At 69.7% G+C, this 26,892-nt stretch carries 29 protein-coding genes; 17 read left to right on the forward strand and 12 right to left on the reverse strand.

Annotated features, from left to right (window positions below):
- Positions 1-1,305 (forward strand): CocE/NonD family hydrolase (locus ACWD4A_RS26745; RefSeq protein WP_451197798.1); only part of this gene is annotated, 1,305 nt, incomplete at its 5' end.
- Between the two features lie 207 nt (positions 1,306-1,512).
- Positions 1,513-2,214: a DUF3152 domain-containing protein gene (locus tag ACWD4A_RS26750; protein ID WP_451197800.1), complete on the forward strand. Its 702-nt coding sequence runs from the start codon at positions 1,513-1,515 to the stop codon at positions 2,212-2,214.
- A 58-nt stretch (positions 2,215-2,272) separates the two neighbouring features.
- Here ACWD4A_RS26750 and ACWD4A_RS26755 read toward each other — a convergent pair whose 3' ends face one another.
- From ACWD4A_RS26755 to ACWD4A_RS26765, 3 genes are all read right to left on the reverse strand, one after another.
- A complete protein-coding gene (locus ACWD4A_RS26755; protein ID WP_451197801.1) occupies positions 2,273-2,884 on the reverse strand; it encodes a phosphoribosylanthranilate isomerase in 612 nt (203 codons plus the stop codon).
- Entirely contained in the window at positions 2,881-3,681 is an 801-nt protein-coding gene (trpC, locus tag ACWD4A_RS26760) for an indole-3-glycerol phosphate synthase TrpC (RefSeq protein WP_451197803.1), read from the reverse strand. The genes ACWD4A_RS26755 and trpC overlap by 4 nt, the downstream gene beginning before the upstream one ends.
- A gap of 111 nt (positions 3,682-3,792) precedes the next feature.
- Positions 3,793-4,365, reverse strand: a complete 573-nt coding sequence (locus ACWD4A_RS26765) for a nucleosidase (protein WP_451197804.1) — start codon at positions 4,363-4,365, stop codon at positions 3,793-3,795.
- Between the two features lie 381 nt (positions 4,366-4,746).
- Here ACWD4A_RS26765 and ACWD4A_RS26770 point away from each other — a divergent pair, with 381 nt between their 5' ends.
- The 14 genes from ACWD4A_RS26770 to ACWD4A_RS26835 all read left to right on the forward strand — a co-directional run bounded on the left by ACWD4A_RS26770 (position 4,747) and on the right by ACWD4A_RS26835 (position 17,613).
- On the forward strand, positions 4,747-6,651 hold the full coding sequence (locus ACWD4A_RS26770) for a phage tail sheath subtilisin-like domain-containing protein (RefSeq protein ID WP_451197806.1): 1,905 nt from the start codon (positions 4,747-4,749) through the stop codon (positions 6,649-6,651).
- 53 nt (positions 6,652-6,704) lie between these two features.
- The gene (locus tag ACWD4A_RS26775; protein WP_451197808.1) at positions 6,705-7,157 is read left to right on the forward strand and encodes a phage tail protein; all 453 of its coding nucleotides are present in this window, start codon (positions 6,705-6,707) and stop codon (positions 7,155-7,157) included.
- An 11-nt stretch (positions 7,158-7,168) separates the two neighbouring features.
- A complete protein-coding gene (locus tag ACWD4A_RS26780; RefSeq protein WP_451197810.1) occupies positions 7,169-7,633 on the forward strand; it encodes a hypothetical protein in 465 nt (154 codons plus the stop codon).
- Positions 7,630-7,791: a DUF6760 family protein gene (locus ACWD4A_RS26785; RefSeq protein WP_451197811.1), complete on the forward strand. Its 162-nt coding sequence runs from the start codon at positions 7,630-7,632 to the stop codon at positions 7,789-7,791. Before ACWD4A_RS26780 ends, ACWD4A_RS26785 begins: the two co-directional genes overlap by 4 nt.
- A 3-nt stretch (positions 7,792-7,794) precedes the next feature.
- Complete coding sequence (locus ACWD4A_RS26790) at positions 7,795-8,616, forward strand: hypothetical protein (protein WP_451197813.1); 822 nt, start codon at positions 7,795-7,797, stop codon at positions 8,614-8,616.
- On the forward strand, positions 8,609-9,052 hold the full coding sequence (locus ACWD4A_RS26795) for a phage tail protein (RefSeq protein WP_451197814.1): 444 nt from the start codon (positions 8,609-8,611) through the stop codon (positions 9,050-9,052). The genes ACWD4A_RS26790 and ACWD4A_RS26795 overlap by 8 nt, the downstream gene beginning before the upstream one ends.
- 32 nt (positions 9,053-9,084) lie before the next feature.
- On the forward strand, positions 9,085-9,789 hold the full coding sequence (locus ACWD4A_RS26800; RefSeq protein ID WP_451197815.1) for a CIS tube protein: 705 nt from the start codon (positions 9,085-9,087) through the stop codon (positions 9,787-9,789).
- Between the two features lie 43 nt (positions 9,790-9,832).
- Positions 9,833-11,638, forward strand: a complete 1,806-nt coding sequence (locus tag ACWD4A_RS26805; protein ID WP_451197817.1) for a VgrG-related protein — start codon at positions 9,833-9,835, stop codon at positions 11,636-11,638.
- 61 nt (positions 11,639-11,699) lie between these two features.
- Entirely contained in the window at positions 11,700-12,029 is a 330-nt protein-coding gene (locus ACWD4A_RS26810) for a PAAR domain-containing protein (RefSeq protein ID WP_451197818.1), read from the forward strand.
- Between the two features lie 2 nt (positions 12,030-12,031).
- Positions 12,032-12,493, forward strand: coding sequence for a GPW/gp25 family protein (locus ACWD4A_RS26815; RefSeq protein WP_451197819.1), 462 nt, complete (start codon positions 12,032-12,034; stop codon positions 12,491-12,493).
- Positions 12,480-14,432, forward strand: coding sequence for a putative baseplate assembly protein (locus tag ACWD4A_RS26820; protein WP_451197820.1), 1,953 nt, complete (start codon positions 12,480-12,482; stop codon positions 14,430-14,432). Before ACWD4A_RS26815 ends, ACWD4A_RS26820 begins: the two co-directional genes overlap by 14 nt.
- 36 nt (positions 14,433-14,468) lie before the next feature.
- Positions 14,469-15,107: a hypothetical protein gene (locus ACWD4A_RS26825; protein ID WP_451197821.1), complete on the forward strand. Its 639-nt coding sequence runs from the start codon at positions 14,469-14,471 to the stop codon at positions 15,105-15,107.
- Entirely contained in the window at positions 15,104-15,748 is a 645-nt protein-coding gene (locus ACWD4A_RS26830) for a DUF4255 domain-containing protein (RefSeq protein WP_451197822.1), read from the forward strand. Before ACWD4A_RS26825 ends, ACWD4A_RS26830 begins: the two co-directional genes overlap by 4 nt.
- Positions 15,745-17,613 carry an ATP-binding protein gene (locus ACWD4A_RS26835; protein ID WP_451197823.1) on the forward strand — a complete coding sequence of 623 codons (1,869 nt, stop codon included), beginning with the start codon at positions 15,745-15,747 and terminating at the stop codon, positions 17,611-17,613. Before ACWD4A_RS26830 ends, ACWD4A_RS26835 begins: the two co-directional genes overlap by 4 nt.
- 19 nt (positions 17,614-17,632) lie before the next feature.
- Here ACWD4A_RS26835 and ACWD4A_RS26840 read toward each other — a convergent pair whose 3' ends face one another.
- Positions 17,633-17,980, reverse strand: a complete 348-nt coding sequence (locus ACWD4A_RS26840; protein WP_451197825.1) for a WhiB family transcriptional regulator — start codon at positions 17,978-17,980, stop codon at positions 17,633-17,635.
- 316 nt (positions 17,981-18,296) lie between these two features.
- Between ACWD4A_RS26840 and ACWD4A_RS26845 the strand changes: the two genes are divergently transcribed.
- Positions 18,297-18,992 (forward strand): peptidoglycan-binding protein, encoded by a 696-nt coding sequence (locus ACWD4A_RS26845; RefSeq protein WP_451197826.1) that lies wholly within the window; start codon positions 18,297-18,299, stop codon positions 18,990-18,992.
- A 93-nt stretch (positions 18,993-19,085) separates the two neighbouring features.
- Here the strand turns inward: ACWD4A_RS26845 and ACWD4A_RS26850 are convergent, their stop codons facing one another.
- The 8 genes from ACWD4A_RS26850 to ACWD4A_RS26885 form a co-directional block, all read right to left on the reverse strand.
- Positions 19,086-19,787 carry a lytic polysaccharide monooxygenase auxiliary activity family 9 protein gene (locus tag ACWD4A_RS26850; RefSeq protein ID WP_451197827.1) on the reverse strand — a complete coding sequence of 234 codons (702 nt, stop codon included), beginning with the start codon at positions 19,785-19,787 and terminating at the stop codon, positions 19,086-19,088.
- A gap of 30 nt (positions 19,788-19,817) precedes the next feature.
- Positions 19,818-21,155 carry a fibronectin type III domain-containing protein gene (locus tag ACWD4A_RS26855; protein WP_451197828.1) on the reverse strand — a complete coding sequence of 446 codons (1,338 nt, stop codon included), beginning with the start codon at positions 21,153-21,155 and terminating at the stop codon, positions 19,818-19,820.
- Between the two features lie 227 nt (positions 21,156-21,382).
- Positions 21,383-22,597, reverse strand: a complete 1,215-nt coding sequence (locus ACWD4A_RS26860) for an ATP-binding protein (protein WP_451197829.1) — start codon at positions 22,595-22,597, stop codon at positions 21,383-21,385.
- On the reverse strand, positions 22,594-23,247 hold the full coding sequence (locus tag ACWD4A_RS26865) for a response regulator transcription factor (protein WP_451197831.1): 654 nt from the start codon (positions 23,245-23,247) through the stop codon (positions 22,594-22,596). Before ACWD4A_RS26865 ends, ACWD4A_RS26860 begins: the two co-directional genes overlap by 4 nt.
- 65 nt (positions 23,248-23,312) lie before the next feature.
- The gene (locus ACWD4A_RS26870; protein WP_451197832.1) at positions 23,313-24,500 is read right to left on the reverse strand and encodes an ABC transporter permease; all 1,188 of its coding nucleotides are present in this window, start codon (positions 24,498-24,500) and stop codon (positions 23,313-23,315) included.
- Positions 24,494-25,201, reverse strand: a complete 708-nt coding sequence (locus ACWD4A_RS26875) for an ABC transporter ATP-binding protein (protein WP_451197834.1) — start codon at positions 25,199-25,201, stop codon at positions 24,494-24,496. The genes ACWD4A_RS26870 and ACWD4A_RS26875 overlap by 7 nt, the downstream gene beginning before the upstream one ends.
- Entirely contained in the window at positions 25,198-26,304 is a 1,107-nt protein-coding gene (locus tag ACWD4A_RS26880) for a peptidoglycan-binding protein (RefSeq protein WP_451197836.1), read from the reverse strand. The genes ACWD4A_RS26875 and ACWD4A_RS26880 overlap by 4 nt, the downstream gene beginning before the upstream one ends.
- Positions 26,301-26,798 (reverse strand): hypothetical protein, encoded by a 498-nt coding sequence (locus tag ACWD4A_RS26885; RefSeq protein WP_451197837.1) that lies wholly within the window; start codon positions 26,796-26,798, stop codon positions 26,301-26,303. The genes ACWD4A_RS26880 and ACWD4A_RS26885 overlap by 4 nt, the downstream gene beginning before the upstream one ends.
- Positions 26,799-26,892: the final 94 nt, after the last annotated feature.

Raw genomic sequence — 26,892 nt, forward strand, 5'->3', positions numbered from 1 at the left:
TACTCCACCATCCGCGCGGCGGTCCTCGCCGTCGGCGGCTGGCACGACCCCTACCGCGACACCGTCCTGCGCCTGGTCGAGCACCTGCCCGGCCCGGCAGCCGGCCTGATCGGCCCCTGGTCGCACCAGTACCCCGACCGCGGACTGCCACCCGGCCCCGCCATCGGCTTCCTCCAGGAAACCCTGCGCTGGTTCGACCAGCACCTCAAGGGCAAAGACACCGGCATCATGGCCGAGCCCAGACTCCGCTCGTGGATCAGCCAGTCCCACCCGCCGGCCACCACTTACCCCGAACTGCCCGGCCGCTGGGTAGGCGACCCCACCTGGCCCTCACCCCACATCACACCCACCTCGTACCCCCTGCCCGGCGCCCCCGTCGAGGTGAACTCCCCGATGCACACCGGCCTGGACGCCGGCCGCTTCTTCCCCTTCGGCAACACCGCCGACCTGCCGCCTGACCAGCGCGACGAGGACGCCAAGTCGGCCTGCTTCGACTTCCCCGTCCCCAAGGACGGGCCCATCGAGATCCTCGGCCGCCCCCGCGTACGCCTGCGCCTGCGCTCCCACGCCCCCCGCGGCCAGGCCATCGCCCGCCTCTGCGACGTCGCACCGGACGGCTCCTCCACCCTCATCACCCGCGGCGCACTCAACCTCACCGCCCGCCACGGCCGTGACCGCACCGAACCCTGGCCCGAAAACACCGTGGAGGACGTGGAGTTCGAGCTCAACGCCATCGGCCACGCCTTCCCGCCCGGCCACCGCATCCGCCTGGCCGTCTCCTCCGCGTACTGGCCGTGGATCTGGCCCCAGCCCGGCAGCGCGGGCTTCACCCTGCACCCCGACGGCAGCACCCTGGAACTCCCGGTCCGCACACCCACCACCGACACGATCACCTTCGCCGAGCCCGAACAGTCGGCCCCCCTGGGCGTCGTCTTCCCCGAGCCGGAGCAACAGCGGCCGGAACGCCGTATCGTACGCGACGTCGCCGCCGGAACCTGGCGCCTGGAAGCCGACCCCCGCTACGGCGGCACCCGCCTCTACCCCGACGGCCTGCAATACACCGAAGACGCCCTGGAGACCTACACCATCCACGAACACGACCCCCTCTCCGCCCACACCCGCTCGGACTGGACGATCCGCCTGCACCGGCCGGATCTTGGCTGGGACGTGACGATCCGGACCCGCTCGGAGATCACCGCCGACACGGACAACTTCCTCACCGCGAACGAGGTGACCTGCCAGGAAGGCGACAAGACCGTCTTCCACCGGACCTGGAACCAACGCATCCCCCGCACCGCAGGCTGACCGCTTCCGGGGCGAACTGCCACACAACCGTCATGTTTCGGTCACTGAGCCGGAAAAATATCCACCGAGGCTGATTCCATGGCTCAGGCCCCTAGTCCCACGCGTCACAGACGTCCCCCGGCCCGGCGCGGCCGAAGGCGGGCACGGGCACGCGGGCCCCGGCGCGTCCTGCTCCTCTCCCTGCTGCCGGTCGCGGCCCTGACCTTGATGGCCAGGGAATTCGGTCCTGGCAGCGGCAGAGCATCCTCACCCGGTGCGGCATCCCCGGAGGCGCTCAAGGAGCAGGCCGAGACGCCTGAACCGAAAGTTACTCCGGCCGCCGTTCCCACCCCGACCGCCATTCCCTCCTCTGGCACAGGGGTGTTCACCCGCGCGAAGGGGCAAGGCGGCGACAAGGGCAGCAGCGGGCAACTACTCCGCTATCAGGTCGAGGTCGAGGACAGCATAGGCGTCGCCCCGGGCGATGCCGCGTCCGAGGTCGACGACATCCTGGGGCATGAGCGTGGCTGGACCGCCGAGGGCAAGTGGAAGTTCCGGCGGACACCGGGCGACGACTTCGACTTCATCGTGCGGGTGGCGACACCGAAAACGGCCGACAGTATTTGCGGTGAGTACGGATTGGACACGGGCGGGGAGGTCAACTGCCGTGTCGGAAAGAATGTGGTGGTGAACCTCAAACGATGGTTGCTGGCCACCGAGACCTACAAGGACGACATTCCCGCATACCGGGCCCTGATCATCAATCACGAGGTGGGGCACTTCCTCGGATACGGGCATGTGGGATGTCCGGGCAAGGGGAAACCGGCACCGGCCATGATGCAACAGATCAAAGGGCTTGAGGGGTGCGCCCCGAATGTCTGGCCCTTCGACGCCCACGGCAAACCGATAACCGGCCCCGAGCGGCCCTGAGCCGTACACCCCGGTCCGTCCGGGCGGCTCAGGGCTCGGGCTCCGTCGGAGCGGGCTCTCACCTCGCGGTGCGAGCCGCCCGGACGAAGGACGCGATCAGCTCCGGATCCTTCACACCCCGCTCCCGCTCCACACCACTGGAGACATCCACGCCCCACGGGGCGGTGACACGGACCGCTTCCCCGACGTTCTCCACGGTCAGGCCACCGGCCAACAGCCAGTGCCCGACGGGCGGTTCGAAGTCCGGGGAGGACCAGTCCCAGGGCTTGCCCGCACCGGGTGCGGGAGCGTCGAGCAGCAGGAGATCCTCACCGAGTTCACCGGCCTGGTGCCGCTGTCCCCGTGCGGCGACCGCCCGGATGAGTGTCCGTCCCGGCTTGCGCAGAGCCGTGTAGTACTCGCCGCCTTCGTCACCGTGAAGCTGGACGGCCCGGACCCCACTGGCGTCGGCCAGGGCGCGCACCTCGTCCAAGGACTGCCCCCGGAAGACACCCACGGTCAGCACGTCGTCGGGCACGGCCCGCGCCAAGTTCCGTGCGGTGACGGCGTCGACGCGGCGCGGGCTCTCGGTGAGGACGAACCCCACCGCGTCGGCACCGGCCCGCACGGCGGCCTCCACATCCGGTGCCGTGCGCAGACCGCAGATCTTGATGAAGAGAGGTGTGCTCACCGGCCGCCTCGCCCACCCCGGCCCGCGGCGACCAGCCCGGCCACCGTGAGGGCCGTGTCCTCGCCGGTCACCGCGGCCTCACCGACCAGGACCGCGTCGGCCCCGGCCGCCGCGTAGGCGCTCACGTCCTGCGGACCCCGCACACCGGACTCGGCCACCTTCAGGGCCGATCCGGGCAGCAGGGGCGCCACGCGGGCGAATGTGCCCCGGTCCACCTCGAGCGTCTTCAGATCACGGGCGTTCACACCGATCATCCGGGCCCCGAGGGCGGCCGCCCGTACGGCTTCCTCCTCGTTGTGGACCTCGACCAGCGCCGTCATACCGAGATCCGTGGTGAGCCGGTGGAGCTCGGCGAGATGCTCGTCGCTCAACGCCGCCACGATCAGCAGAACCATGTCGGCCCCGCACACGCGCGCCTCCCACAGCTGGTACGAGGAGACGATGAAGTCCTTGCGCAGCACGGGAATGCCGACGGCGCCCCGTACCGCGGCCAGATCCGCCAGCGAACCCTGGAAGCGCCGGCCCTCGGTGAGCACACTGATCGCCGCTGCTCCGCCCTGTGCGTACTCGGCCGCCAGGCGCGCGGGAGCGGGAATGTCGGCGAGCCGTCCCTTCGAGGGGCTCGCACGCTTCACCTCGCAGATCACCGCCACGTCGGGGCCGGTCCACAAGGAGAGGACATCGCGGGGCGCGGGGAGCCGATTGGCCTCCTCCTTCACCACGAACAGGGGCTTGGCCTCCTGCCGTAGCTGGGCGTCCTGCCGCGCGCCTGCCACCAGTTCATCGAGCCATGTCACGAGTCATCATCCTTACCCTGTTCATCGGCGTACGCCGGGGCAGAGTACCTCCGAACCGCACCGGCCCCGCGGCGGTTTCGCTTTTCGCTGTCGGCCGACCTCGGCGGCGGCTCAATTCAGGTTGTCGCGGGCCCAGGCCGCCAATTCCTTGGCGCAGTCGTCGACGGACTCCCGCCATGTCCGGGCAGCGCCTTCCCGGGCCTCGTCGCTGACGTGCTTGACGAGCCGTATGGGGACATCGAGCTTCCGGGCGACAGCCGCCAGGGCATAGCCCTCCATGTCGACCAGGTCCGCGTGCGCGGCGAGCCGTTCACGTGCCGCCTCGTCGGAGATGAAGCTGTCCCCGGTGGCCAGGACCGGCCCGCTGTCACCCACCGGCAGGGGCGCCCCGTATGTCCGGCCGGTGAGCGTGTAGAGGAATGCCGTATTGAGATCGTGCTGAATCACACGGCTCACCTCGTGGGTTCCCTGCAGCCCGTCCCGGAGCGCACCCGCGGTACCGAGGTTGACCACTACGGACGGCAGGGGTCCCCGACCGAGGACGGTCGCGAGCGCGGCGGCGGCGTTGACCTTGCCCATACCGGTGAGCAGCACCGGCATGGTCCCGTCGAGATGGGCCGCCTCTTTCTCCACGGCCAGTACGAGCAAGGGCCGGTCGGGCTTTATCACACCACTCAGTCGCATACGCACAGGCTAGGACAGCGATCGGCCGCCGCCACGGCCGAAGGGTGATAGGGGCAGGCCGAACGGAGACTGTTCAGGATCTTTTAGGCGCACGCGTGAAATGCCGCCGCGCCAGCCGTGAAATGTTGATTTCCGGTATCCAAGGTTGATGTCATCAGGGACGATGGTGGCGCAGAGGTGGAGTTTTCTTTTCGGCAGTTCTTTCCGTTTGACAGGCCTGGAACGTCATGACGATGATTCAGGGAACGGTCCTCCGCCCGTCGACGGCTCCGTCGAATGTCCTGATATCCGTGCCGAGTTGACGGTCCCTCCTGCCCGGAGGAGGGAAAGCGCGGGCTGTGAAAAAGATTCCCGCCGAGATTTTGGAAGAAAGAGGACTGGATGGCGAACTACCTGGCCCCCGGTGTGTTCATGGAAGAGGTCGCGGGTGGCTCTCGTCCGGTGGAGGGCGTGGCCACCTCCGTGGCCGCCTTCGTCGGCTTCGCCGAACAGGGACCGCTGAACGAGCCGGTCCGGATCACCAACTGGAACCAGTTCACCAAGACTTTCGGTGAGTTCACCGACGGTTCCTATCTCGGGTACTCCGTCTACGGGTACTTCGCCAACGGCGGCGGGACCTGCTACGTCGTACGCGTCGGCACTCAGGCTGCCGCCGGTGCCGGTGCCGGTGCCGGTGCCGGTGCCGGTGCCGGTGCCGAGACCGATGACGAGGTCGAGGCTGCCGACGGGGCCGCTGCCGAGATCGAGACCGGGACCGATGACGGGACCGATGACGGGGCCGAGGCCGATGAAGAGGCCGCACCGGCAGCCCAGGTGCTGGGCGGGTTCCGGGTGACCGCACTGCCCGCCGCCGCCGAGCGAGAGATCTCGGTGGACATCCAGCGCAAGCCGGCCGGCCAGGACGCGGGCGTCGGGACAGGCCCGGAGGCGGACGCGGGCACGGACACGGGAACGGAGACCGACGCGGACACGGGACCGGGTACGGATACCGGAACAGGGGTCAAGGCGACCCGCGCCGGCGGCGACAAGCCCAAGTCGGGCAAGGCCGCCAAGGCCGCGGACGGCGCCACCGCGGACCCGGCCGACGTCTACACCCTGACGGTCAACGTGGACGGCTCCCCGGTGGAGACCTTCGAGGTCTCCAGCGTGAAGACGTCGCCCCAGTACGTGGTGCGGCAGGTCCGCAAGCGCTCCAAGCTCGTCGCGTTCGAGGAGGCTGCCGCCCCCGGCGACGCGCTCGAACTGCCCGAGCAGTCCTCCGTAGCGCTGAACCCCTCGGCCACCGATGCCCCCGATACCGCCGATGCCCCCGCTGCCGCGGATGCCAGTGATGCCGCCGACACCGCCGACGTCGCCGAGGCGGCCGACACCACCGAGGACACGGTGGGTCACTACATCGGCGAGGTGAGCAGCCGCTCCGGCCTGTCGGGCCTGGAGGCGATCGACGACGTGACCATGCTGGTCGCCCCCGACCTCATGGGCGCGTACGAGCGCGGCACGCTCGACCGCGAGCAGGTGAAGGCCATTCAGCTGGCCATGATCGACCACTGCGAGAACATGGCCAACCGCATGGCCATCCTCGACCCGCTGCCGGGCATGACCCCTGCCGAGGTCCACGAGTGGCGGCAGAACGAGGCGGGCTTCGACTCGAAGTTCGCGGCCCTGTACTACCCGTGGATCAGGGTGGCGGACCCGTCCTCCGGCAAGGGCTTCATGATGCCGCCCTCGGGCCATGTCGCCGGCCTCTGGGCCCGCAACGACGAGGCCCGTGGTGTGCACAAGGCCCCGGCGAACGAGGTGCTGCGCGGAGTGCTGGACCTCGGTATCCAGGTCACCAAGGGGGAGCAGGAGCAGCTCAACCCCGCGGGCGTGAACTGCATCCGCAGCTTCCCCGGGCGGGGCATCCGGGTGTGGGGCGCCCGTACGCTCTCCAGCGACCCGGCCTGGCGCTACCTGAACGTCCGGCGCCTCTTCAACTACCTGGAGGAGTCGGTCTACCTCGGGTCGCAGTGGGTCGTCTTCGAGCCGAACGACGAGCGGCTGTGGTCCACGATCCGCCGCAATGTCACCGCGTTCCTCACCAATGAGTGGCGCCGGGGCGCGCTCTTCGGCAGCACTTCCGCCGAAGCCTTCTACGTCAAGTGCGACGAGGAGACCAACCCGCCGGAGGTCATCGCATCCGGACAGGTCGTCTGCGAGATCGGTGTCGCCCCGGTGAAGCCGGCCGAGTTCGTCGTGTTCCGGATCTCCCAGGAGTCGCTGGCCGGGGCAGCAGCCGGAGAGTAATGCCCTGGCCGGTTCTTTCGATTTCCGTCCGCACGAAGACAAGGGAAAACAAGGTGCAGAACAACAAGCTCGGCAGTACGGTCCGGAACGATATTTTCAGGATCCAGATCGACGGCATCCTGCTGGAGACCCTGAAGAGCGTCAGTGGGCTGAGCCTCGAGGTGGAGGTCGTCACCAGCTATCAGGTCAGGGGAGCCACCGGGGCGCACTTCGTCACCAAGACCCCGGGGAAGATCACCCCGCCCAGCATCACTCTTGTCCGGGGCATGGACCAGAGCAAGGACCTCACCGACTGGATCGCGATGTCCCGGGCGGACAAGGTCGACGGTGCGAAGAAGAACGTCACCATCGAGCTCATGAACAGCGAGGGAACCGTCAAGCGCACGGCCACGCTCTACGACGCCTGGGTGAGCAAGTGGAGCGCCGGCGAGCTCACCGCGGCGGAGAACGGGTCCGAGGTGGACGAGACGGTCGTCATCGAGTGCGACAGGATCGCGTTCACGTGAGACGGAGGCGCGTGACCGAGGGGCCTCCTGTCGGTGCGGCGGGGGAGCACTTCTCGGATCCCACGCCTCCTCCGTCCCGTACGACCGAGGCTCCGCGGGCCGGGTTCGCCGAATTCCGTACGGAATTCCCCTTCATGCTGCCCCGCGGCTATATGGACGCGCAGGGGGTCGTGCACCGTTCGGGCATGATGCGGCTGGCGACCGCACGCGACGAGCTGCTGCCCCTCGGCGATATGCGCGTGCGGGAGAACCCGGCCTATCTGTCCGTCGTTCTGCTCGGCCGTCTGATCACCAGGCTCGGCAGTATGACCGACGTCGACGCCAGGATCGTGGAGCAGATGTTCGCGGTGGACCTGGCGTTCCTGCAACGGTTCTACGAGAAGATCAACACCGATGGCTCGTCGCTCGCCTCGACCGTGTGCCCCGACTGCCGGCACGAATTCGAGATCGACATGGGGAGCCGCCTGGGGGAATGAAGACGTACGCGGCCGACGCCCTGCACACCGAGATCGCGTACCTCGCCTTTCACCTCCACTGGCCCCATGCCGAGCTGCTCGATCTGGAACACATCCACCGACGGCGCTACATCCGTCAGATCGAGGACATCAACCGGACTCCGACAGACGGGAATTGAGACATGCTGCACTGGGTGTTCGGGGCGCGCCATCCGGTCGCCGACGAGGCGTCGGCCGCGCCCGAAGCCGACGGTGGCGACGCCTTGCCCGCCACCGTGCGTGTCCCCGCGGTGCTGCCCGGAACCATGGGCCTCCTGACAGCCGGCATGCGGCCCGTGACCGAGGTGCGGCAGATGACCGCGCGGCTGCCCGCGTGGCGGGACCACCGGCTGTCCGGGAAACAGTTCACACTGATCGACCCGGAGCCACCCCTGATCTTCAGAGCGGCCACGGAGACACGGAACACCACGGAATTCCTCCGGCGCAGGGGCGCGGCGGAGCTGCTGTGGCCGGCCGACCAACGGCCGCGGGGCGAGCCGCCGGACGGCGTACCGCCCGGCGTTCCCGGCAGCCCGGTGGCGCAGCCTCGCCGCCGGGGGAACAGATCCCGGACCCGGCGCGAGCCGTCGGCGGACGCACCGGAGTGGGCGCGGGAGCCCCGAGTCACCTCCCACGTCCAAGGGCTGCCCGATCGGACGGCTGACGCCTCGGCCGACCCGGCCGGGGCCGACAGCTCGCCTCCGGACACGGGAAACCGAGTCGTCGTCCCGCTGTTCCGTGTGCGGCCGACTGCCCCCATGGCCGCGGCGGGCGCCGCCGGGACGGGCGCGACCGTGATCGAACTGCGGCCGCGCGCGGGGAAGTTCCGTACCGATCAGGTGTCTCGGATCACCACTCCGGCGCCCGGCCGCCTCTCCCGCACACCGGCGATCGGCATGGCGGCGGGGGCGAACGGGGGCGTTCCCGACGGTCTTCTCGCCGACGAAGGGATGAGCAGTGGCTGAAGAGGTACTGGCCGTACATAAATTTTCCCTGTCGATCGACAAGAACCACTGGGGATTCTTCACCCAATGCACGGGACTGGCGTGTTCGGTCGTCCTGGACGAGTTCAGCGACGGCGGGGTCAACGACTCCCTCCGGTATCTGCCGAAACACCTCACATACCCGCCGCTGACGCTCACCAGGCCGTTGACGGCAGACGCCATGAGGACCTGCGAGTGGGTACAGGAAACAGCGCGAAAGGCACAGCGCATCACCATGGGGATCGCGTGCCTGGATTCCAGCGGGAAGACGGTCCTGCAATGGGATCTGTTGAACGCCATGCCGGTGGCGTGGCGTGGTCCGATCCTGGATGCCGGTGGAGGCGGTAAGCCGATGGAGGAGGTGGAGATCATCCACGAGGGCTTCATCAGCGGTCTGCCCGGCACCGCGAAGAGTTGATTCCCGAGTGACGATCCGGGAAGGGAGGAAGCATGTCGGAGGCCGGTCATGAAAAAATGGTGGGTGCGGTACTCGAGTTCTACGCGCCGCCCAGCGGCGGCGGCACGGACCCCGGTGCACTTCTCGAGGAGATCCCGCTCCAGTTCAACCCGGCCGAGCTGGCGCTGGTGAAGGAAGCCTCCTGGGTACGCCACAACAGCCGCTCCGCCCCGCACGCCGCCGTACCGGAGTTCACCGGCAGCAAACCGCGCACCCTCGCGATGACCGTGATACTCGATGACCCGGACCCCCGGAACAGCTCGGTCGACGAACGGGTCTCCAAACTGCTGGAGTTCTGCGCACCGACCGAGGAGAGCCTGCACGCGGAGCAGCCTTCGCCGCCCTGGGCGAAGTTCCGCTGGGGTGCTTTCGAATCGGTCTCGTTCGTCTCGTTCCTCTGCGCGGTCAAAGCGACCTACACCCGCTTCTCCGCCCAAGGGAACCCGCTGAGGGCGGTGTGCGAGATCTCTCTGGAAGAGATCGGCAGCGTGGCCAAGGGACAGAACCCCACATCGGGATCGCCCGCGTTCCGGCAGTCCTGTGTGTTCGTCCGGGGGGATTCACTGCAGTCCGTCGCGGCCCGCAACAGCGGCCGCCCCGCGGACTGGCGTCGTATCGCGGAGCTGAACGACGTGGACGACCCCTCGAAAATAGAGCCCGGTCGGGTACTGCTGCTGCCCGGAGGCACCGACCAGTGACCGTGCCGGAACCCCGTCGGCACACCAGAGGAAAGGGCCTCACATGGCCGAGCGCCACACCGCCGGGCTGAGCGTACGGGTCGACGGACGCCGCTTGCCGCCGACCTTCGACACCGCGCTGGCCTGGGCGTCCGTAGCGGAGAACAGCCGCACGCCGGCGGCCGCGGAAATCGGCTTCCGGGATCCTTACCGGGCCGCCTTTCCCGCCGGGTCCGGGATCGGACTCGGAAGCACTCTCGAACTGGTCGCCGTCACCTCCGAAGGCACCCATGACCTCTTCGAGGGCGAGGTCACGGACTGCGAGGCACGAGCGGCGCACACCGGGGTCTTCACCGTGATCCGGGCCGAGGACCACGCGCACCGGCTCCGGCGCGGCACCCGGACACGTGCGTGGGAGAGCATGACGGCGGGCCGGATCGCCGAGGAGATCGCGAAGCTCGCGGGTCTGCGGACAGGAGAGATCGACAGCACCCCGGTGACATACGAGTTCCTGACCCAGCCCGCCATGTCCGACTGGGACTTCCTGACCCACCTCGCGCGCGAGAACGGCTGCGACGTCTTCGTCCGCGCCGGCGAACTGCACTTCAGGAAGACGGCGAACGCCTCGGACGCGCCCGCGAAGGGAACACCCGCCCGGCAGAGCCCGTTCGCCCTGGAATTCGGCCAGAACCTGCTCAAGGTCACCTCCGCCGCGACACTGCGCGACCAGGTCACCGGGGTGTCGGTACGCGGCTGGGACCCCGGGCGCAAGGAAGAACTCGTCGCGGACCGCGCGCCCACCACGACCCCCGCCCGCGACACCGCGTGGCAGGCGGACGCCCGCACGGTGCGCGGGGAGCCGTTGCTGCTCCCGGGCCTGCCCCGCTCGACGCAGTACGAAGTCGAGCAGGTCGCCGACGCCATGGCACAGGAGATCGCCGCCGGGCTCACGGAACTGCGCGCCGTGGTGCGCGGCGAGCCACGCCTCCGGCTGCGTTCGGCGGTGTCCGTCACCGGACTCGGCAAACGGTTCGAGGGCTGTTACACGGTCACTTCCGTCCGGCACGAGTTCCACCCGGACGACGGATACCTGACCGAGCTCACGGTGAACGAGGGCGCCGACCGCACGGTCGGCGGACGCCCCGGCGACCACGAAGCGGGCCTGCGCCGTTTCTTCGGCCTTCACACGGGCAAGGTCGTCAACACCCAGGACCCGACGGAACAGGGCCGGGTCAGGGTGAGCCTGCCCTGGCTCGCACCGGAACAGCCCGAGGGCGACAAGCACGCGTATGTGAGCACATGGGCCCGCACCGTTCAGCTGGGCGGCAGCAAGGGCCACGGCGTGGTCCTGCCGGAACAGGGCGACGAAGTACTCATCGGTTTCGAACAGGGCAGTCTGGACCGGCCCTACGTCATCGGCGGGCTCTGCAACGGCGTCGACAAGCTCGCACCGCACAGCCTGGACCTGCACGACTCCACGGGCATCGGCAACCGCCGGTCCTTCGCCTCCAAGGAAGGGCACCGCCTCGAACTGCTGGACGCGGGTGCCAAGGGCATGGGCGCCACGCTCGTCACCGGTGACGGCAAGGTGCAGATCCGGCTCGATCAGCACAACACCCTCGTCTCCGTCCAGAGCGACGGAACAGTCGAGATCACGGCCGGCCGGGGCATCACCCTGAACGCCGGACAGGCACCGCTGGAACTCCGCGGCAAGACGATCGACTTGAGCGCCACCGGGGACATCAAGCTCTCCGGCGCCAAGGTCGAGCTGGCCGCGACCGCCGACATGCGGGTGTCCGCGAACGGGGCGGTAAAGGTCAAGGGCGGTGCGCTCACGGAGATCTCCGCCGCCCTCGTCAAGATCAACTGATGGCCGGGCGCCGCCACATGAACATGAGAACGGCCACCACGCCGGAACAGGAGAAGTGACCTTGCCAGCCGCTGTGCGCGTCGGTGACGCCACCTCGCACATCCCCAACCCGACCCCGGTCCCCGTTCCCGCCGGGACGGGTGCCGTGACCGGGCCGCCCATGGCCGTCAACGTCCTGATAGGCGGCCGGCCCGCCGCGGTGACCGGGGCGCTGTCGAGCTGCGCCTTCCCGGGACACGTACCACCACTGCCCCCGATGCCACTGGTCGTCCTTCCGACGCCCGGCAGGACCGTGCTGATCGGCGGTCAGCCCGCCGCGGTGACGGGCGCCAAGCTGCCGTGCGGCGCGGCCGTCGTCGGCGGCTGCCCCACCGTCATGATCGGCGGCTGAGCGTGTCCGACCTCTTCACCGGCCGGGGCTGGGCCTTCCCCCTGGGCGTGAGCGCATCCGGTGGCATGGCGATGGTGGAGGGCTCGCACGACGTCGAGCGGGCGATCCGCCTCGTCCTGGGCACCGAACCGGGCGAGCGGCCCATGCGGCCGGAGTTCGGCTGCGCGATCCGGGACAAGGTCTTCGGCTCCTTCGACGCCTCCACCAGCGGGGCGATCGTCCAGGAAGTGCGGCGGGCCCTGGAGCGCTGGGAGCCCCGCATCGTCGTGGACGACGTCGGCGTCGTCCCGGCGGCCGAGTACGAGGAGGTCCTGCTCATCCACATCGGTTACCGCCTGGCGAGCACCAACAGCCGCCGGAATCTTGTCCATCCGTTCTACGTGATCCCTGCCCACGAGAGCGAGGGGCCGTCCCCCGAGCACACCCCTGACGCCTCCCGGAGGGATACCGATGTCTCTGCCTAGCCCCCACCTGGACGACCGCCGGTTCCAGGACCTCGTCGACGACGCCAAGCGCTTCATCCAGCGCCGCTGCCCGGAGTGGACGGACCACAACGTCTCCGACCCCGGCGTCGCGCTGATCGAAGCGTTCGCGCAGATGGTCGACCAACTGTCGTACCGGCTCAACAGGGTGCCCGAGAAGATCCACCTCGACTTCCTGAACCTGCTGGGCGTCCGGCCGACAGCGCCCCAGGCGGCGCGCACCGAACTGACCTTCAGGCTCTCCGCCCCGCAGGACGCGGTCGTGACCGTACCGGTGGGCACCGAGGTCGCCACACCCTGCACGGGGAGCGCGCCCGCCACTGTGTTCACCGTCGACCGGGAACTCGAGGTGGTGCCCTCCACGCTGCTGCACATCGGTACCGCACCGGCCGGCCAGGCCGCCGAACTGGCCACCGAGGAATTCCTGGCGGGCGAGCCGGTCACCTGCTTCGCCGAGCCACCCGTTCCCGGCGACGGCCTGCTCATCGGCCTGACCCGGGCCGTGCCGCGCTGCGTGGTCACCCTGCGCGTGGACTGCTCGATGGACGGCGCGGCCATGGACCCCGACAGGCCGCCGCGCATCTGGGAGGCCCTGTGCTGCGAGGGCTGGGTGACGTGCGAGATCGAGAGCGACAGCACGGGCGGGCTCGGCCGGGCCGGCGAGATCGTCCTGCACGTCCCGGAGGGACACGTCCTCCACCCCGTCGGGCACCGCCGCGCCGGATGGCTGCGCTGCCGGGTGACCGAGCCGGCGCCCGGCCGGCCGCCGTACCCCTCCTCGCCCGAGGTCAGGGCGGTGGAGGCGTACACGATCGGCGGGACCACCACCGCCGTGGCGGGCGAGAAGGTCCCGCACGACGAACTCGGCATCTCCGACGGAACACCCGGACAGAACTTCACCGTTCACCAGACGCCCGTCGTCTCCGATTCCCTCCGCACGGTGACCGTCGACACCGGCTCCGGGCCGCAGACCTGGACGGCGGTGCCGTCGTTCGCCGACTCCGCCCCGGAGGACCGGCATGTGACGGTCGACGAGGTGAGCGGCACCGTCCGCTTCGGCCCGGCGATCCGGCAGCCGGACGGCGGAGTGCGCCAGTACGGCGCCATCCCCGAGATCGGCGCCCGGATCACGGCCGGTGCCTACCAGCGGGGCGGCGGCCGGACGGGCAACGTCGCCGCGTCCACCCTGTCCGTCCTGCGCACCCCGCTGGCACTCGTCGCCAGGGTGGAGAACCGCGACAGCGCGACCGGCGGTGTGGACGCCGAGTCGGTGGACAGCGTGCGCCAGCGGGCGAGCCGGTGGCTGCGCACCCAGGACCGGGCCGTGACCGCACACGACTACGAGACGATCGCGGCCGCCGCGTGCCGCGAGGCGGGCCGGATCGAGTGCGTGGCCGAACCCGCGGAATCGGAGACACCGGGTCTGGTACGCGTCCTGGTCGTTCCCCAGGCGGAGGACACGCGCGACGAGGAGAGCCGACGGAGCCTGGTGCCGTCGCAGGCGATGCTGACGTCGGTCACCAGGGCCGTCGAGGCCGCACGCCCGATCGGCGTCATGGTCTCCGTCAGCGGCCCCGCCTACCAGGGGGTCACCGTCGTGGCCGAGGTCGAGGCGGTGACGGGCGCCGACAGCCGGGAAGTTCAGGAGAACGTGCTGCGCGCACTGTACGAATGCCTCAGCCCCCTGCCCGTCGCGCGGGACGACCGGCCCGGCTGGCCGCTCGGCCGGGCGCTGCGGCTGAGCGACCTGTACGCCGTGACGGCGCGCAGCGAGGACGTGGAGTCGGTCGTCGAGCTGGCGATGTACCCGGTGGACATCGCCACCGGAGAGCGGCAGCCCGCCACGGACCGCATCGACATCGGCCCGGCCACGTTGTTCCTCTCCCACCGGCACCAGGTCGCGGTGAAGGAAAACCTCTGACGGTCCCGGACCGCCTGACGACTGACGGAAGACACCATGCACGGACATCCCCGGCCCTCGGGACCGGCATCCCCGAGGCACACCCCGGCCGTACCTCCGCTCGTACCCGGGAGCCGGTCACTGCGGGCCATCCTGCCGGAAAGTTACCGGCAGGGAGACTTCGCCGACCGCTTCATCGCCGGGTTCGACGACACCCTCGCCCCGGTGATCACCGCTCTCGACTGCCTCGACGCCTACTTCGACCCGCGAACGGCACCGGACGACTTCGTCACCTGGATGCTGCGCTGGACCCACACCTCGCTCCCCGCCTGCGTCGGAGCCACCGGCAGGCGCGACGCACTCCTGCTCGGCCGGCGCCTGCACGGGCTGTGCGGCACGAGGGAAGGGCTCGAACTGCTGGTCCGCGAGGTGGTCGGCGGCCAGGTGGAGATCACCGAATCAGGCGGCACACACTGCACCGTGTCGCCCGAGTCCCCCGACACGGCGGAGGGCCGCGGGGCGTGGGCGCAGGTGCGGGTCGTGCTGCCGCAGGGCATGCCGTCCGGGCGCGCCGGAGTGGCCGAGGACATCCGGAACCTGGTGAGACAGTGGATTCCGGCCCACGTCACGGCCGACATCACGGTCGAGGACGGTGCGGCCCCACCGTCGCGACCCACCACGGGGACGACCAGGTGAGCCTTGTCCAGCACGTCGACAAGGCCCTCGAAACGGCGCTGCTGCAGGGCCCGTTGCACGGGAGCAACGCACAGGTCGTCTTCGACACACCGGACTCCGACTGGGCCGCCCGGCGCTCGGGACCGTGCGTGAACGCCTTTCTCTACGGGATCGAGGAGGACGCCACCAGGCGCCGGTCCGGTGAGAGCAGCGTCATCGACGAGCAGGGCGTGGTGGTGGGCTACGGCAGCCCGAGCCGTTTCTTCCGCCTCGGCTACGCGCTGACCGTATGGGGCCGGTCCCCCCAGGACGAGCACCGCATGCTGGGCACGCTGCTGGAGTGGTGCGTACGCACCGAGGACCTCATGCCGTACGCGGACCGGACGGCCGGGCGCGGTCTCTCCCTGAAACTGCGCGAGAACGCCGAAGGCGCGGAGACGCCCGTCTCCAGGCTCTGGACCGGCCTGGGAACTCCCGCCAGGCCGGCACTCGACCTGCTCGTGACGGTGCCCGTCGACAGGCCCGACACCGCCGTGACCACCGAGCCCGTCCGCGGGCTGACGCTCACGGCCCGGCCGATCGGCCCACGCCCCGTCCAGGGCACCCTGCCCATGCCCCGTGGCGCGGCACGGCCGCGGCGCAACGTCGAGGAGATCACGTGACCTCAACTCTCTGGGAAAGCCGCATCGCCGAGCTGCAGGACCGGCTACGGCGCCTGTACGTGGCCAGGACGTCGAACACGCCCGTGCAGTTCACCGACGACTGGCTCGAGGCGGCGTACGACGGTTACGAACAGCCCGCCGTCTACGGCAGGGAGGATCCCTTCGCCGAGCTGTGCCGCGAGTTCCGGCTGAGCCCGGCCGAGGCCGACCTGTTCGTCACCGCCGTGCTGCCCGACATCAGCTCCGACTGCGCCGCCGCGTTCCGGATGCTCGGCCCGTCCTCCCGGCCGACCGCCGCCATGGGCCTGCGGCTCATCGGTGTCACCCCCGCCTCGGCGATCGCGAGCGGCCTGCTGCGCGAGGACGCCCCGCTGCTGTCCGGCGGACTGATCGTCTTCGACGATCCGTCCGTCCCCTTCACCGAACGCTCCCTACGGGTTCCCGACCGGGTGCTCAGCCACCTCATGGACGGCACCGGCAAGCCCGACGTGTGCAAGGGAACCCGCCTCGGGCCGCTGCCGCTCCTGCCCCACATCCCGCAGGACGCGGACATTGACGCACTCACCACCCAGCTCAACGCGGATCCGGCGGCAACTCTCTACCTGCGCGAAGACATCACCGGCGCGGCACTGCCCACCGCGAGCACCGCCCTCTACGCCACCGGCCGGACACCTCTGCTCCTGGACCCCTTCGACCTGGAGCACACCGGGAAAGAACTGCTGGACGGCATCCTGCTGGAAGGGCGCCTGTCGCAAGGCGGGATCATCGTTCCCGTCTACGCGGAGGCGGACGACCCCGCCGTCCCCGCCCTGAGCCGACTGATCGCGGGCCTGGCCCGCGGCCCGCTCCCGGTGCTGCTGTACGGCAGCGACGCGTGGCAGGAGAGACTGTGGAAGACCGTTCCCCGGGCCACGTTCGACCTCCGCGGTGACACCGGCCGGACACATCCCCTCACCACGGCGGCAGGCGCGGTCGTCGACATCGCCCGACGCGACGCCGCACTCCATGGCGGGACACTCGCGCCGCAGACCGCGCGAGCACTCGCACGCGGCCATGCCGCACGCAGCCTCGAACAGTTCGCCGAGCGCATCCCGCCGCAGGTGGACCGCCAGGACCTGGTCCTGCCCGATGACGTACGGGACCGGCTGGACATGCTGGTCCTCCGCGTCCGGAAGCGCGAAGAGGTGCTCGGCGGCCCCCGGCTGCGGCGTGGCCGCGGCCGGGGGACGACCGCGCTCTTCGCCGGTGAATCCGGCACCGGGAAGTCGATGGCCGCGGAGGCGGTCGCGGGGGACCTGGGACTCGACCTGTACGTCGTCAGCCTGCCCGCCGTGGTGTCGCAGAGCTTCGGCGAGACCGAGAGGAACCTCGACCGGATCTTCTCCGCGGCGGAGGCACTGGACTGCGTCGTCCTCTTCGACGAGGCGGACACCCTGTTCTCCAGACGCGGCGCGGTCAAGGACGCGAACGACCGGCACGACAATCTGCGGATCGGCTACATCCTGCAACGCCTGGAGCGGTTCGACGGATTGGCCGTTCTGACCACGAACCTGCGAGCCAATGTGGACAGCGCGTTCATCCGCCGGTTCGACGAAGTCATCGAGTTCACACACCCGTGGGCAGCGGTGCGCGCCGAACTCTGGCGCAGGCACCTGGCCGACGTCGTGGACGCGTCCTCCTGCGACATCGACGAGATCGCCCGGGAATACCCGCTCGCGGGCGGTTCCATCCGGTCCGCCGTGGAAACGGCGGCGTTCGTGGCAGCGGCCGCCGGGCGGCCCGTCTCCGCCCCGGACGTACTCGAGGCCGTCAGGACGGAATACGGAAAGCTCGGCCGGCTCTTCTCGCCACGAACCGGCTCGTAGCCGCTTGTTCAGAGCGATGTCACACGATCCGCCGCGTCTTCCGCCGCCTCGCCGGGCGTGCGCCGCCGCTCCGGCTCTTGCGCATGCTCAGGCCATACCGGTCCCAGCCTCGCTCGAACGCCGTTTTCCCGCCCCAGACTCCGAACCTCTCGGGCGTCTCGTCGGCGTGCCGGCGACAGATGTCCAGCACCGGGCAGGAGGAACAGAGAGCCACGGCCTTCGCGACGTTCTGCCGTCCCGCCGTCTCCGTCGCGAAGAAGACGGCGGGGTCCGTCCCCGTGCACGCTGCGTGCCGCATCCATTCCGGGCCGGCGGGCATCCGGACACCTTCGGTATTCGGCTGTGAGTCGTTCTCGGCGTACGTCATGATTCCATCGTCGTTTCGATCAGGGCTTGTTGAAGCTGCTGCCGCTACCTGTCATCCGGGCCCACCGTATGCCGGTGAAACACGGCACGCTGCCTGCCAAAGGCTAGGAAACAAGCAAAAGGTTTATGGCCGGTCGGGCAACCGGGCCCCGTGACACGGCCGCTTTCAGCCGCCCGACCTAAGTAGCGCCGCCGGCGACATCCGCAGCGACGAATCAACCTCTGCCCTTCCGCGAAGAGCACCCCTGGTCGGTAGTTTCGGCAGCACGGTCGGTTCATCCAGATACCCGTCGGTCTCACCATTACGGAGTGAAAACATGTCAACCGGATTCCCCGGAGCACATTGTTTCGGGTCAGGGAAGTCCAACGAGCACATCACCCGGCTCGGCAAGCTTCTGATCAAGCGCGGCGGCAAGCGCTTCTACCAGCAGGCCGCCGGGCCCCGTTGGGGAAACGCGGACCTCAACGCCACGCGTGCGTTCCAGCAGGCGCAAGGCTGGACCGGGAGTTCGGCGGACGGCATCCCCGGCCCCCGGACATGGGACTACCTGGTCAACGGCAAGGGCAAGGACATACCCGGCGGCAGTTCCTCCTCCGGTTCCGGGTCGGGGAGCAAGCCGTCCGGCGGCGCCGTGCCGTCCCCGGTACCCGGCCACCGGGTCAGCTACGCCTACGGAGTGCGCAACACCCGCTATTCGAGCGGCTATCACACCGGCGACGACTACGCGGCACCCACCGGAACCCCTGTGGTGGCCGTCCGCTCCGGCACCATCGCGTGGTCCAACGCGAACGGCAAGTCCTACGGAAGCTGGATCGGCCTGAACGCCGACAACGGCCGCACCTACGTCTACTGCCACCTCTCCGCCCGGAGCGTGGCGGCCGGCCAGACGGTCAAGGCGGGCCAGACGCTCGGCAAGGTCGGCACGACCGGCAACGTCACCGGAGCCCACCTGCACTTCGAGGACCGCCCGCGCGGCGGGGGATACGGCCAGGTCCGCAAGCCGACCTGGTGACACCCACGTGCCAGTGTCCCGCCCGGAGCCTCCTCGGGCGGGACACCGGCACGTTCAGCGCGCGTTGCCTCGGCAACGCCACGGCCACTTACGTCACTTGAACTCCACATCGGAGCACGAGTAGAAGGCCTCCTGGCTCTGGAAGGAGCCGTCCGGCTTCTTGAGGCCGTGCCAGATCGTGTAGATCATGTGCTTGCCCTGCTTCCGGGGAAGCTGTGCCTTGAAGTCGAACGCCTTGGCGCCCAGGAAACCCTGCGGCGCGGTGACGGCCGCGGTGTTGTCGGCGCTGAGGAACGGTGTGTCCTCGAGATCCGACCACTTCAGCGGCTTCGTCGGGTCGTAGCCGTCCTTGGTGAGGTACATCTCCATGCGGTACGGATTGTGCAACGCGCTGACGTCGTACTGGAAGCGGTACTCCTGCCCGCTCGGCAGCGTGGTCGAGGGGAAGTCGGCACGCGGCAGGTCCAGGCCGGCGAACTGCTGGTTGGCGGCACTGCACAGCTTGCCGTTCGGAATGTGTCTGCGGTGCTGGGGGGACGAGGACGGGGTGGAATGGTCCATGGCCTGGCCCTGGACGACGGACTTCCAGTCCCCGATCTGGCCGCTGCTGACCGCCAGCGCGGCCTTGCACGCGGGGTTGCCCGGATTCCAGCCCTCCTTGGCGCACGCGACGGCGCGGCTGACCGGGTCGGCCGTGGCGCCGTGCGCCGAGGCCGGACCGGCCGTCAGGGTGGTCAGGGCCAGCGGGACGACTCCGAGAACGGTGAGGGACACGGCGGTACGGCGCTTGCTCATGATGGTGGCTCCTGGTTTTCGTGGGCGCGGTCAGTTGCCGGTGGTGACGGTCTTCTCGGCGGAGAATGCGCCCCATGTGCCGTCCCCGAGCCGGGCCCGGATCTTCACCTTGTAGGTCTTGCCCGGGTTGGCTCCGACGAGCACCTCACGGGACGCCGTACGCGCGGGAATCGGCAGTACCGCGTCACCGCTGCCCCACATGAAGGTCTGGGCGTGCTTCCCGTTCAGATACACCTGGTAGGTGGTGATCTGGCCGTGCCCTTGCGGGACGCCCCAGCCGAGGTCCAGGTAGTGCTGCGTGACGTTCCCGTCCCGCTTGTGGCTCGTGGCCGCCGTGAAGTCGGACGGGGCACTGCCGCCGCTTCCCCCGCCGTCGGCGGTCTTGACGGAGATCTCGTCGGTCGGATCGGACTCCTTGCCGGAAGCGCTGACCGCGGTGACCTTGAACTTGTAGGCAGTGTCCGGGCTCAGGCCGCCGACCGTCGCGGTCGTGGCGTTGCCGTCCACGTCCTGTGCCTTGTTCCCGTCCCGGTAGATCCGGTATCCCGTGACCGGGACGCCGTCGCTCGCGGCCTGCCAGTGCAGGGAGACCTGGTGGGGCCCCGCGGCCGTGCCCTCGAGCTTCTTCGGCATGGTCGGCTTCTCGCCCTCGTCGCCCGGCGCCGGATGGGTCTTGAGCGAGACCTCGTTGCTGAACTCGGAACGGTTGCCCGCCGCGTCCACGGCACGGACCTTGAACCTGTAGGTGGTGTCCGGCTTCAGCTGCTCGATGTTCGCCATCGTGAGATCACTGCCGACGGTCTTGGCCCGCTTGCCGTCACGGAAGATCTCGTACTTGTCCACCCCGGAGCCCGAGTCGGTCGACGGCTTCCACATCACATGGACGGTCCGGTGGTCGACGACGAAGGAGCCGCTCTCCACGGGAGCGGTGGGCGGTGTGGTGTCCTCCGGCCCTCCGGAGTCACTGCCGTCGAGCGAGCAGCTCGTGACGCGAGGAACGGCTTTCCCGGACGGGTTGATACCGACGCTGACGGTGCGCTCACCCCTGGCCGGGATGTTGCCCCGGTCCTCGATCGGTGTGACCGTGACGTGCTTGCCCTCCTGCCGGAGGCCGAACGCCCAGGGGTTGTCGATCGTGGCCTGCCCGTCGGACAGCTCGAACTCCAGCTTCCAGTCCTTGGCGTAGGCGTCCCCCTCGTTCTTGAGCGCGAACTTTCCCGTCGCCCACCACTTCGTCGCACCGTCGGCGAGACCGCAGGTGGTGCTGAGATCGGTCTCGGCGCCGGCGCTGGCGGTGAGAGGGATGGCCAGTGCGCCGAGCCCGACGGCAACGGCCGCGCACGTGAGAGCAATTCTCTTACGGGACATCAGAACCTTTCCGAAAGAAGCGACATGATGCGGCAGGCCGGACGCACCCGTGCTCCGTCGGAACGTGACGTGTTGTCAGGCAACTCCCGAGTCGATTCCACCAGTTGAGGCAAGCCCATGAAGTCGGCGAAATGTGACACCCCCTCACCGAGTGCCCTGCCGAACGCGGCGACCGTTGACAACGGTTGGCTGGATCAGCCATGTGAGGGGTTTCTCCGCACCCAGGATTACCGGCTCTCCTCCTGGCCGTCGGGCGGTACGGAAGGCAGCTCGAACGTGACGGCGAGGCCGCCTCCCGGGCCGGCGGCGGCGGTGACCGTGCCGTCGTGGGCACGGGCGATGGCCCGGACGATGGACAGGCCCAGCCCCTCGCCCCGGTCGCTGCGGCGATCCCGGCCCCTGCCGCGCCGGAAGGGCTCGAACAGTCCCTCCACCTCGGCGGGTTCGACAACCGGACCGGTATTGGAGACGGCCAGGCGCGCCGGGCCCACCCGCACACGCACCTCGCCGTCCGGAACGTTGTACAGGACGGCGTTGCGCAACAGATTGGCGACCAGCCGTCCGATCATGACCCGGTCGCCGTGCACCGGAGACGGACCGCCTTCGACGACCGTGCGCACGGTGTGTTCACGGGCGGAGTCCTGGACGGCGGCGAGCTCCTCGTCGACGACCTCACGCAGGTCGAAGGTCTCGTATCTTTCGATGCCCCGCTCCCCGCGGGCGAGGGTCAGCAGACCGTCGATGATCCGCTCGCTGCGCCGGTTGGCCGCCAGCAGACCTTCGCGTACCTCCACGAGCTCTTCCGGGCTCGGGTCCTCCAGACCGATCTGGATGGCGGCACGCTGACCCGAGAGGGGAGTGCGCAATTCGTGGGAGGCGTTGGCGATGAAACGCTGCTGACTCTCGAAGGAGGTCTCGAGGCGGGAGAGCAACGCGTCGAAGGTGTCGGCGAGTTCCTTGAGTTCGTCGCCCGGACCCTCCAGAGCGATGCGCTCGTGCAGGTTCTGCCGCGAGATGCGGTGGGCCTTGGCCGTCATGGAGTGGACGGGCCGCAGGACCCGGCCGGCCGTCCACCAGCCGACGGCGACCGCCAGGACGGCGCTGATCAGCAGTGCCAGAGCGGACCAGGTGAGAACCTGCCGGGAGGCGGCCGCGCTGAGGTCGTCGGTGAGCGAGATGATGCCGTTGGCGCCGGCCGGTGCCGGATGGGTTCCGGCCCCCGCCCCCGACGGGACCTCGAGGGAGGGGCCGTGCGGGGACGGCACGAGCGTGACGTCACCGGCCAGACGGCGGGCGGAAGCCTGGGTCCCGGCACGGGACAGCACGTACACGAGCCCCAGCAGCAGGGCCCCGAGGGCCACGAACACCGCACCGAACGCGAAGGCGATACGGCTGCGGACCGTACGGTTGCGCAGCCACCGCACCGGCCGGAACGGACTCACAGGCGGTAGCCGATGCCGTGGACGGTGGTGATGAGCGATGGGTCGCCGAGCTTGGCGCGCAGCTTGCTCATGGTCACCTGGACCGCCGTCGTGAACGGATCGGTGTGCTCGTCCCACGCCTGCGCCAGAAGGTCCTCCGCGCTGACCGGAGCCCCCTGGGCCGTGAGGAGGATGCGCAGGACCGTGAACTCCTTCGGCGTGAGCCTCAAGGGGCGGCCGTCACGGGTGGCGGTGCGGCATATGGTGTCGAGGGTGATCCCGCCGCGGTGCAGGACGGGAGGCGCCATCGGTGTGCTGCGGCGGCCCAGAGCCTTCATCCGCGCGATCAGCTCGGGGTACTCGAAGGGTTTGGCCAGATAGTCGTCGGCTCCGAGGTTGAGCCCGTCCACCAGATCCTGCGTACCGGACGCGGCGGTCAGCATCAGGATGCGGGTGCGCGTTCCGGACCCGGCCAGCCGGGCCGCGACCTCGTCGCCGTGCGTACCGGGCAGATCCCGGTCCAGCAGCAGGACGTCGTAGTCGCCCACCCCCAGGCTGAACAGGGCGGCATCCCCGTCGTGGACGGTGTCCACGACGAAGCCGTGCCGGGTCAGCCCGCGAGTGATCATGTCGGCCGTCATCGGGTCGTCCTCGGCCACGAGTACGCGCATCGTCGGTTCCTCTTTCATCCTGTGCGTCTTCCCTGCAGTCCGTGGGGGCTGTCCGCGGGGCGGATCTACGTCGCGGCGAGCGCCGCCGTCGGCGCGAGGCGGGCCGCCCGTACCGCCGGATAGAGTCCGGCGACCCCGCCGATGACGAGGGTCGCGCCGATTCCCCCGGCCATCACCCAGGGCGGCACCACCGTCGGCCAGCCCTGCGCAAGCGCGTAGGCGGCTGTCACACCGGAGCCGATGACCACCCCCGCGCCGCCGCCCAGCGCGGACAGCAGCAGTGATTCGGTGAGGAACTGTGCGCACACCTGACCCTGGGTGGCGCCGAGCGAGCGGCGCAGACCCACCTCGCCATGCCGTTCCAGCACCGAGATGACCATGGTGTTGGCCACCCCGATACCGCCGACGAGCAGGGCGACCGAACCGAGTCCGACGAGCAGCCCGGTGAAGGCCCTGTCGCCGGCCTGCTGGGCGGCGAGCGCGTCGGAGGGGCGGGAGACCGCCACCACGCTGGGATCCTCCGGGTTCGCGGTGGCGGCGAGCAGCGGACGTACCGCGTCCACCTCGGTCTTGACCGCCCGGGTGTAGACGGTGGTCGGGTGCCCGTCGAAGTCCAGGTTCTCCTGCGCGCTCTCCCAGCCGACCAGGGCGGCCGTGTCGAGCTCGGGAGCGAGCGGCGCGGGTGCCAGGACGCCGGCGACGGTGAACCACCGGCCGCCCAGCCAGACCTGCTCCCCGGGCCTGGTGACGCCGAGCCGCTTCGCGGTCCCGGCTCCCAGGACGGTGGTCGGGAGCTTCGCCGTGGCGTCGTTGAACCAGGTGCCGCGGGCGATCTCCGCGCTGACGGTCTTCAGCAGGTCCGGCCGGGCCGCGAAGGCGCTGATGCCCCCGGACTGCTCGGCGGGGGTCCTGTCGTTGCGGTAGGTCTTCACACCGTCGACCTTGCCGATGGCGGACGCGGTCTCCACCTTCTCGATCCGGCGGATCATGTCGGCGGCCTGCTGCGGCAGTTTGACCTTGCTGCCGTCGATGCTCTGGCCGGGCTCCGTGGTCAGCAGGTTCGTGCCGAGCGCGTCCAGTTTGCGGTCCAGTTCGGCCCGGCTGGAGCTGGAGATGCCGACCGTGGCCACCATGGCGGCGATGCCGATGGCGATGCCCAGCGCGGACAGGACGACCCGCACCGGACGGGTGCGCAGTCCGAAGCCGCCGACGCGCACGACGTCCCGGGGCGAGAGGCGCGAGGGGATCAACATGCCTCCTCCACCTGGTGGGAAGGCGCCGCCGAGTCGTACCGCACGCGGCCGTCCAGCATGGCGACCTGCCGCGGCAGGCTCTCGGCGATGTCCTGGTCGTGAGTGATCACGACGACGGTCGTGCCCGCCGTGTTCAGCTCGCGCAACAGCTCCATGACGGCCCTCCCGGACGCGGAGTCCAGTGCGCCCGTCGGTTCGTCGGCGAGGAGGAGGGCCGGCTCGCCGACCACGGCACGGGCGATGGCGACGCGCTGTTTCTGGCCGCCGGACAGCTCTCCGGGCCGGTGGTCCAGGCGATCGCCCAGCCCCACGCGGTCCAGGACGGCGGCCGCGCGCTCGCGCCGCTCGCGCAGGGTGACACCGTTGTACAGCAGCCCGTCGGCGACGTTGTCGAGGGCGCTGACGCCCTCGGCCAAGTGGAAGTTCTGGAAGATGAAGCCGATGCTCCGGGCCCGCAGTGCCGACAACTGCCGGTCCGACAGCTCCGCGATGTCGTGGCCGTCGATGGCCACCCGGCCGGAGGTGGGCCGGTCCAGTGTCCCGATGACATTCAGCATGGTCGACTTCCCGGAGCCCGAAGGGCCGACGATCGCCGCCAACTCGCCCTGATACACCGTCAGATCGACACCCGCGAGCGCGACGACCCCGGGGTACTCGCGCGTCGCGGCCACGAGCTCGACGACGGGGATGGCCGTACTCACGCCGGCACCGCCACCTTCATGCCGGGGCGCAGGTCCGTGCCCTTCACCTCGACCCGTCCGTTGCTGAACATGCCGAGCTCGACGGGCACGGTGCGGGTGGTCCCGCCTTCGGCGGCCTCAAGGCCGTACCCGCCGCCGGTGCGTGCCACGAGCGCGGTGACCGGCACGTGGAAGACGTTCTTGCGGACCTCACTGGTGAAGTTCACGTCGACGGTGGCGTTCTGGAGGTCCCCCAGCGCCTTCTGGTCCTTGATGGTGATGGACACCTTGACCTCGGTCTTCTTCTTGTCGCCGCCCCCGGATTCACCGCCGCCACCCGGGCCGCCGGACGCGTCGGGCGACACCGTCTCGACGTCGGTGATCCGGCCCCTGACGGTTTTGCCACCGGGCAGGGCCACATCCACGCCGGCGCCCTTGCGAGCCAGCTTCTGGTCGGAGAGCGGCAGTGTGACGGTGACCGATCGCTCCTTGCCCGTGTAGGTCAGGATCGCCTCGGCCGCCGGGCCGCCCTTCTGTGCCTTGAGCTCTCCGACGCGGATCGCGCCGGGGACGAAGACGACGAGACCCTTCTCGACCGTTCCGGTCGCCTTCAGGCCCCGGCCCTTCCGCCAGGCCTTCACCGCCGCGGTCGTGTCCCGGGTGTACGTGTCACCGTACGGTGCCGCGTAACCGAGTGCCCGCAGGTTCTCGTTGAGTTGCCTGACGTCCGGGCCCTCGTCGCCCTGCTTCAGGTCCCGGTACATCGGTGTGTCCCCGTACAGGGCGGTGACCGGGCGGTTGTCCACCTTGTAGAGGGTCTCGCCGCGGGAGATCGTGTCACCCGGCTTCGGCAGCCAGGTCACCGTGCCCCGCGGGGAGCCGCGCAAGGGAGCCGGCGTCCCGTGGGCCAGGCTTCCGGGCATGGTCCTGGCGGCGGCCAGGTCCCCCTTGGCCACGGGGGCGGTGGCGGGCGGTGCGCTCCGCGTGCCCGTCGCGCCGTCGCCGTCGGTTCCGGAGAGGACCATGGCGGCGCCGATGGCACAGACGACCACGACGGTTCCGACGCCTGCCGCTACGGGGCCTCGACGACGGGGCCTGGCTCGTTCCTCGGTCGTCTTCGTCACTTCGAGGGGACTTCCTGTCGCTTGACGTCCTTCATGTACTTGTGACACTTGGCGTCCGCGTCCTTGAACCGCTGGGTGTCCTGCGTGCCGTCCTCCGGGAACACCAGGGTTCCGTTCTCGTCAGGGTCGGGGAAGTTCGCGACCCCGTTCTCGCGCATGCACTTCGAGTAGTTGCGGGCATCCGACGCCCACTTCTTCTTCGCGGAGTCCGAGACCTGGCTCTCCGGGCGGAACTTCTCGCACTTCTTCGAAGCGGCTTCCATCTTCGAGTCGTCGCCGCTGTCCCCCTGCATCAACAACGGCTCGCCGGGCTTGGGATCCTCGACCTTGATGCCCTCCTCGCGCATGCACGAGGCCCACTTGAGCTCCTTGCTCTGCTCGCCGCCCCCGGCCTTGTCCTGTGTGCCGCCACCGCCGCACGCGGTGAGCAGCAGCGCCGCTGTCAGCGTTCCCGCTGCCGCGAATCGGGCGCGCACTCCGGTCTTCCGGGCCATTTCGTCTTCCCTCGGGTCGTGGGCGGCTCTCCTGCCGCCTTCGGCCCTTCCAGGGGTACAGGCCCGGCCCTTTCAGCAACCTTTCGTCGCCGGA

It is taken from the genome of Streptomyces sp. NPDC002537, from assembly GCF_053594975.1.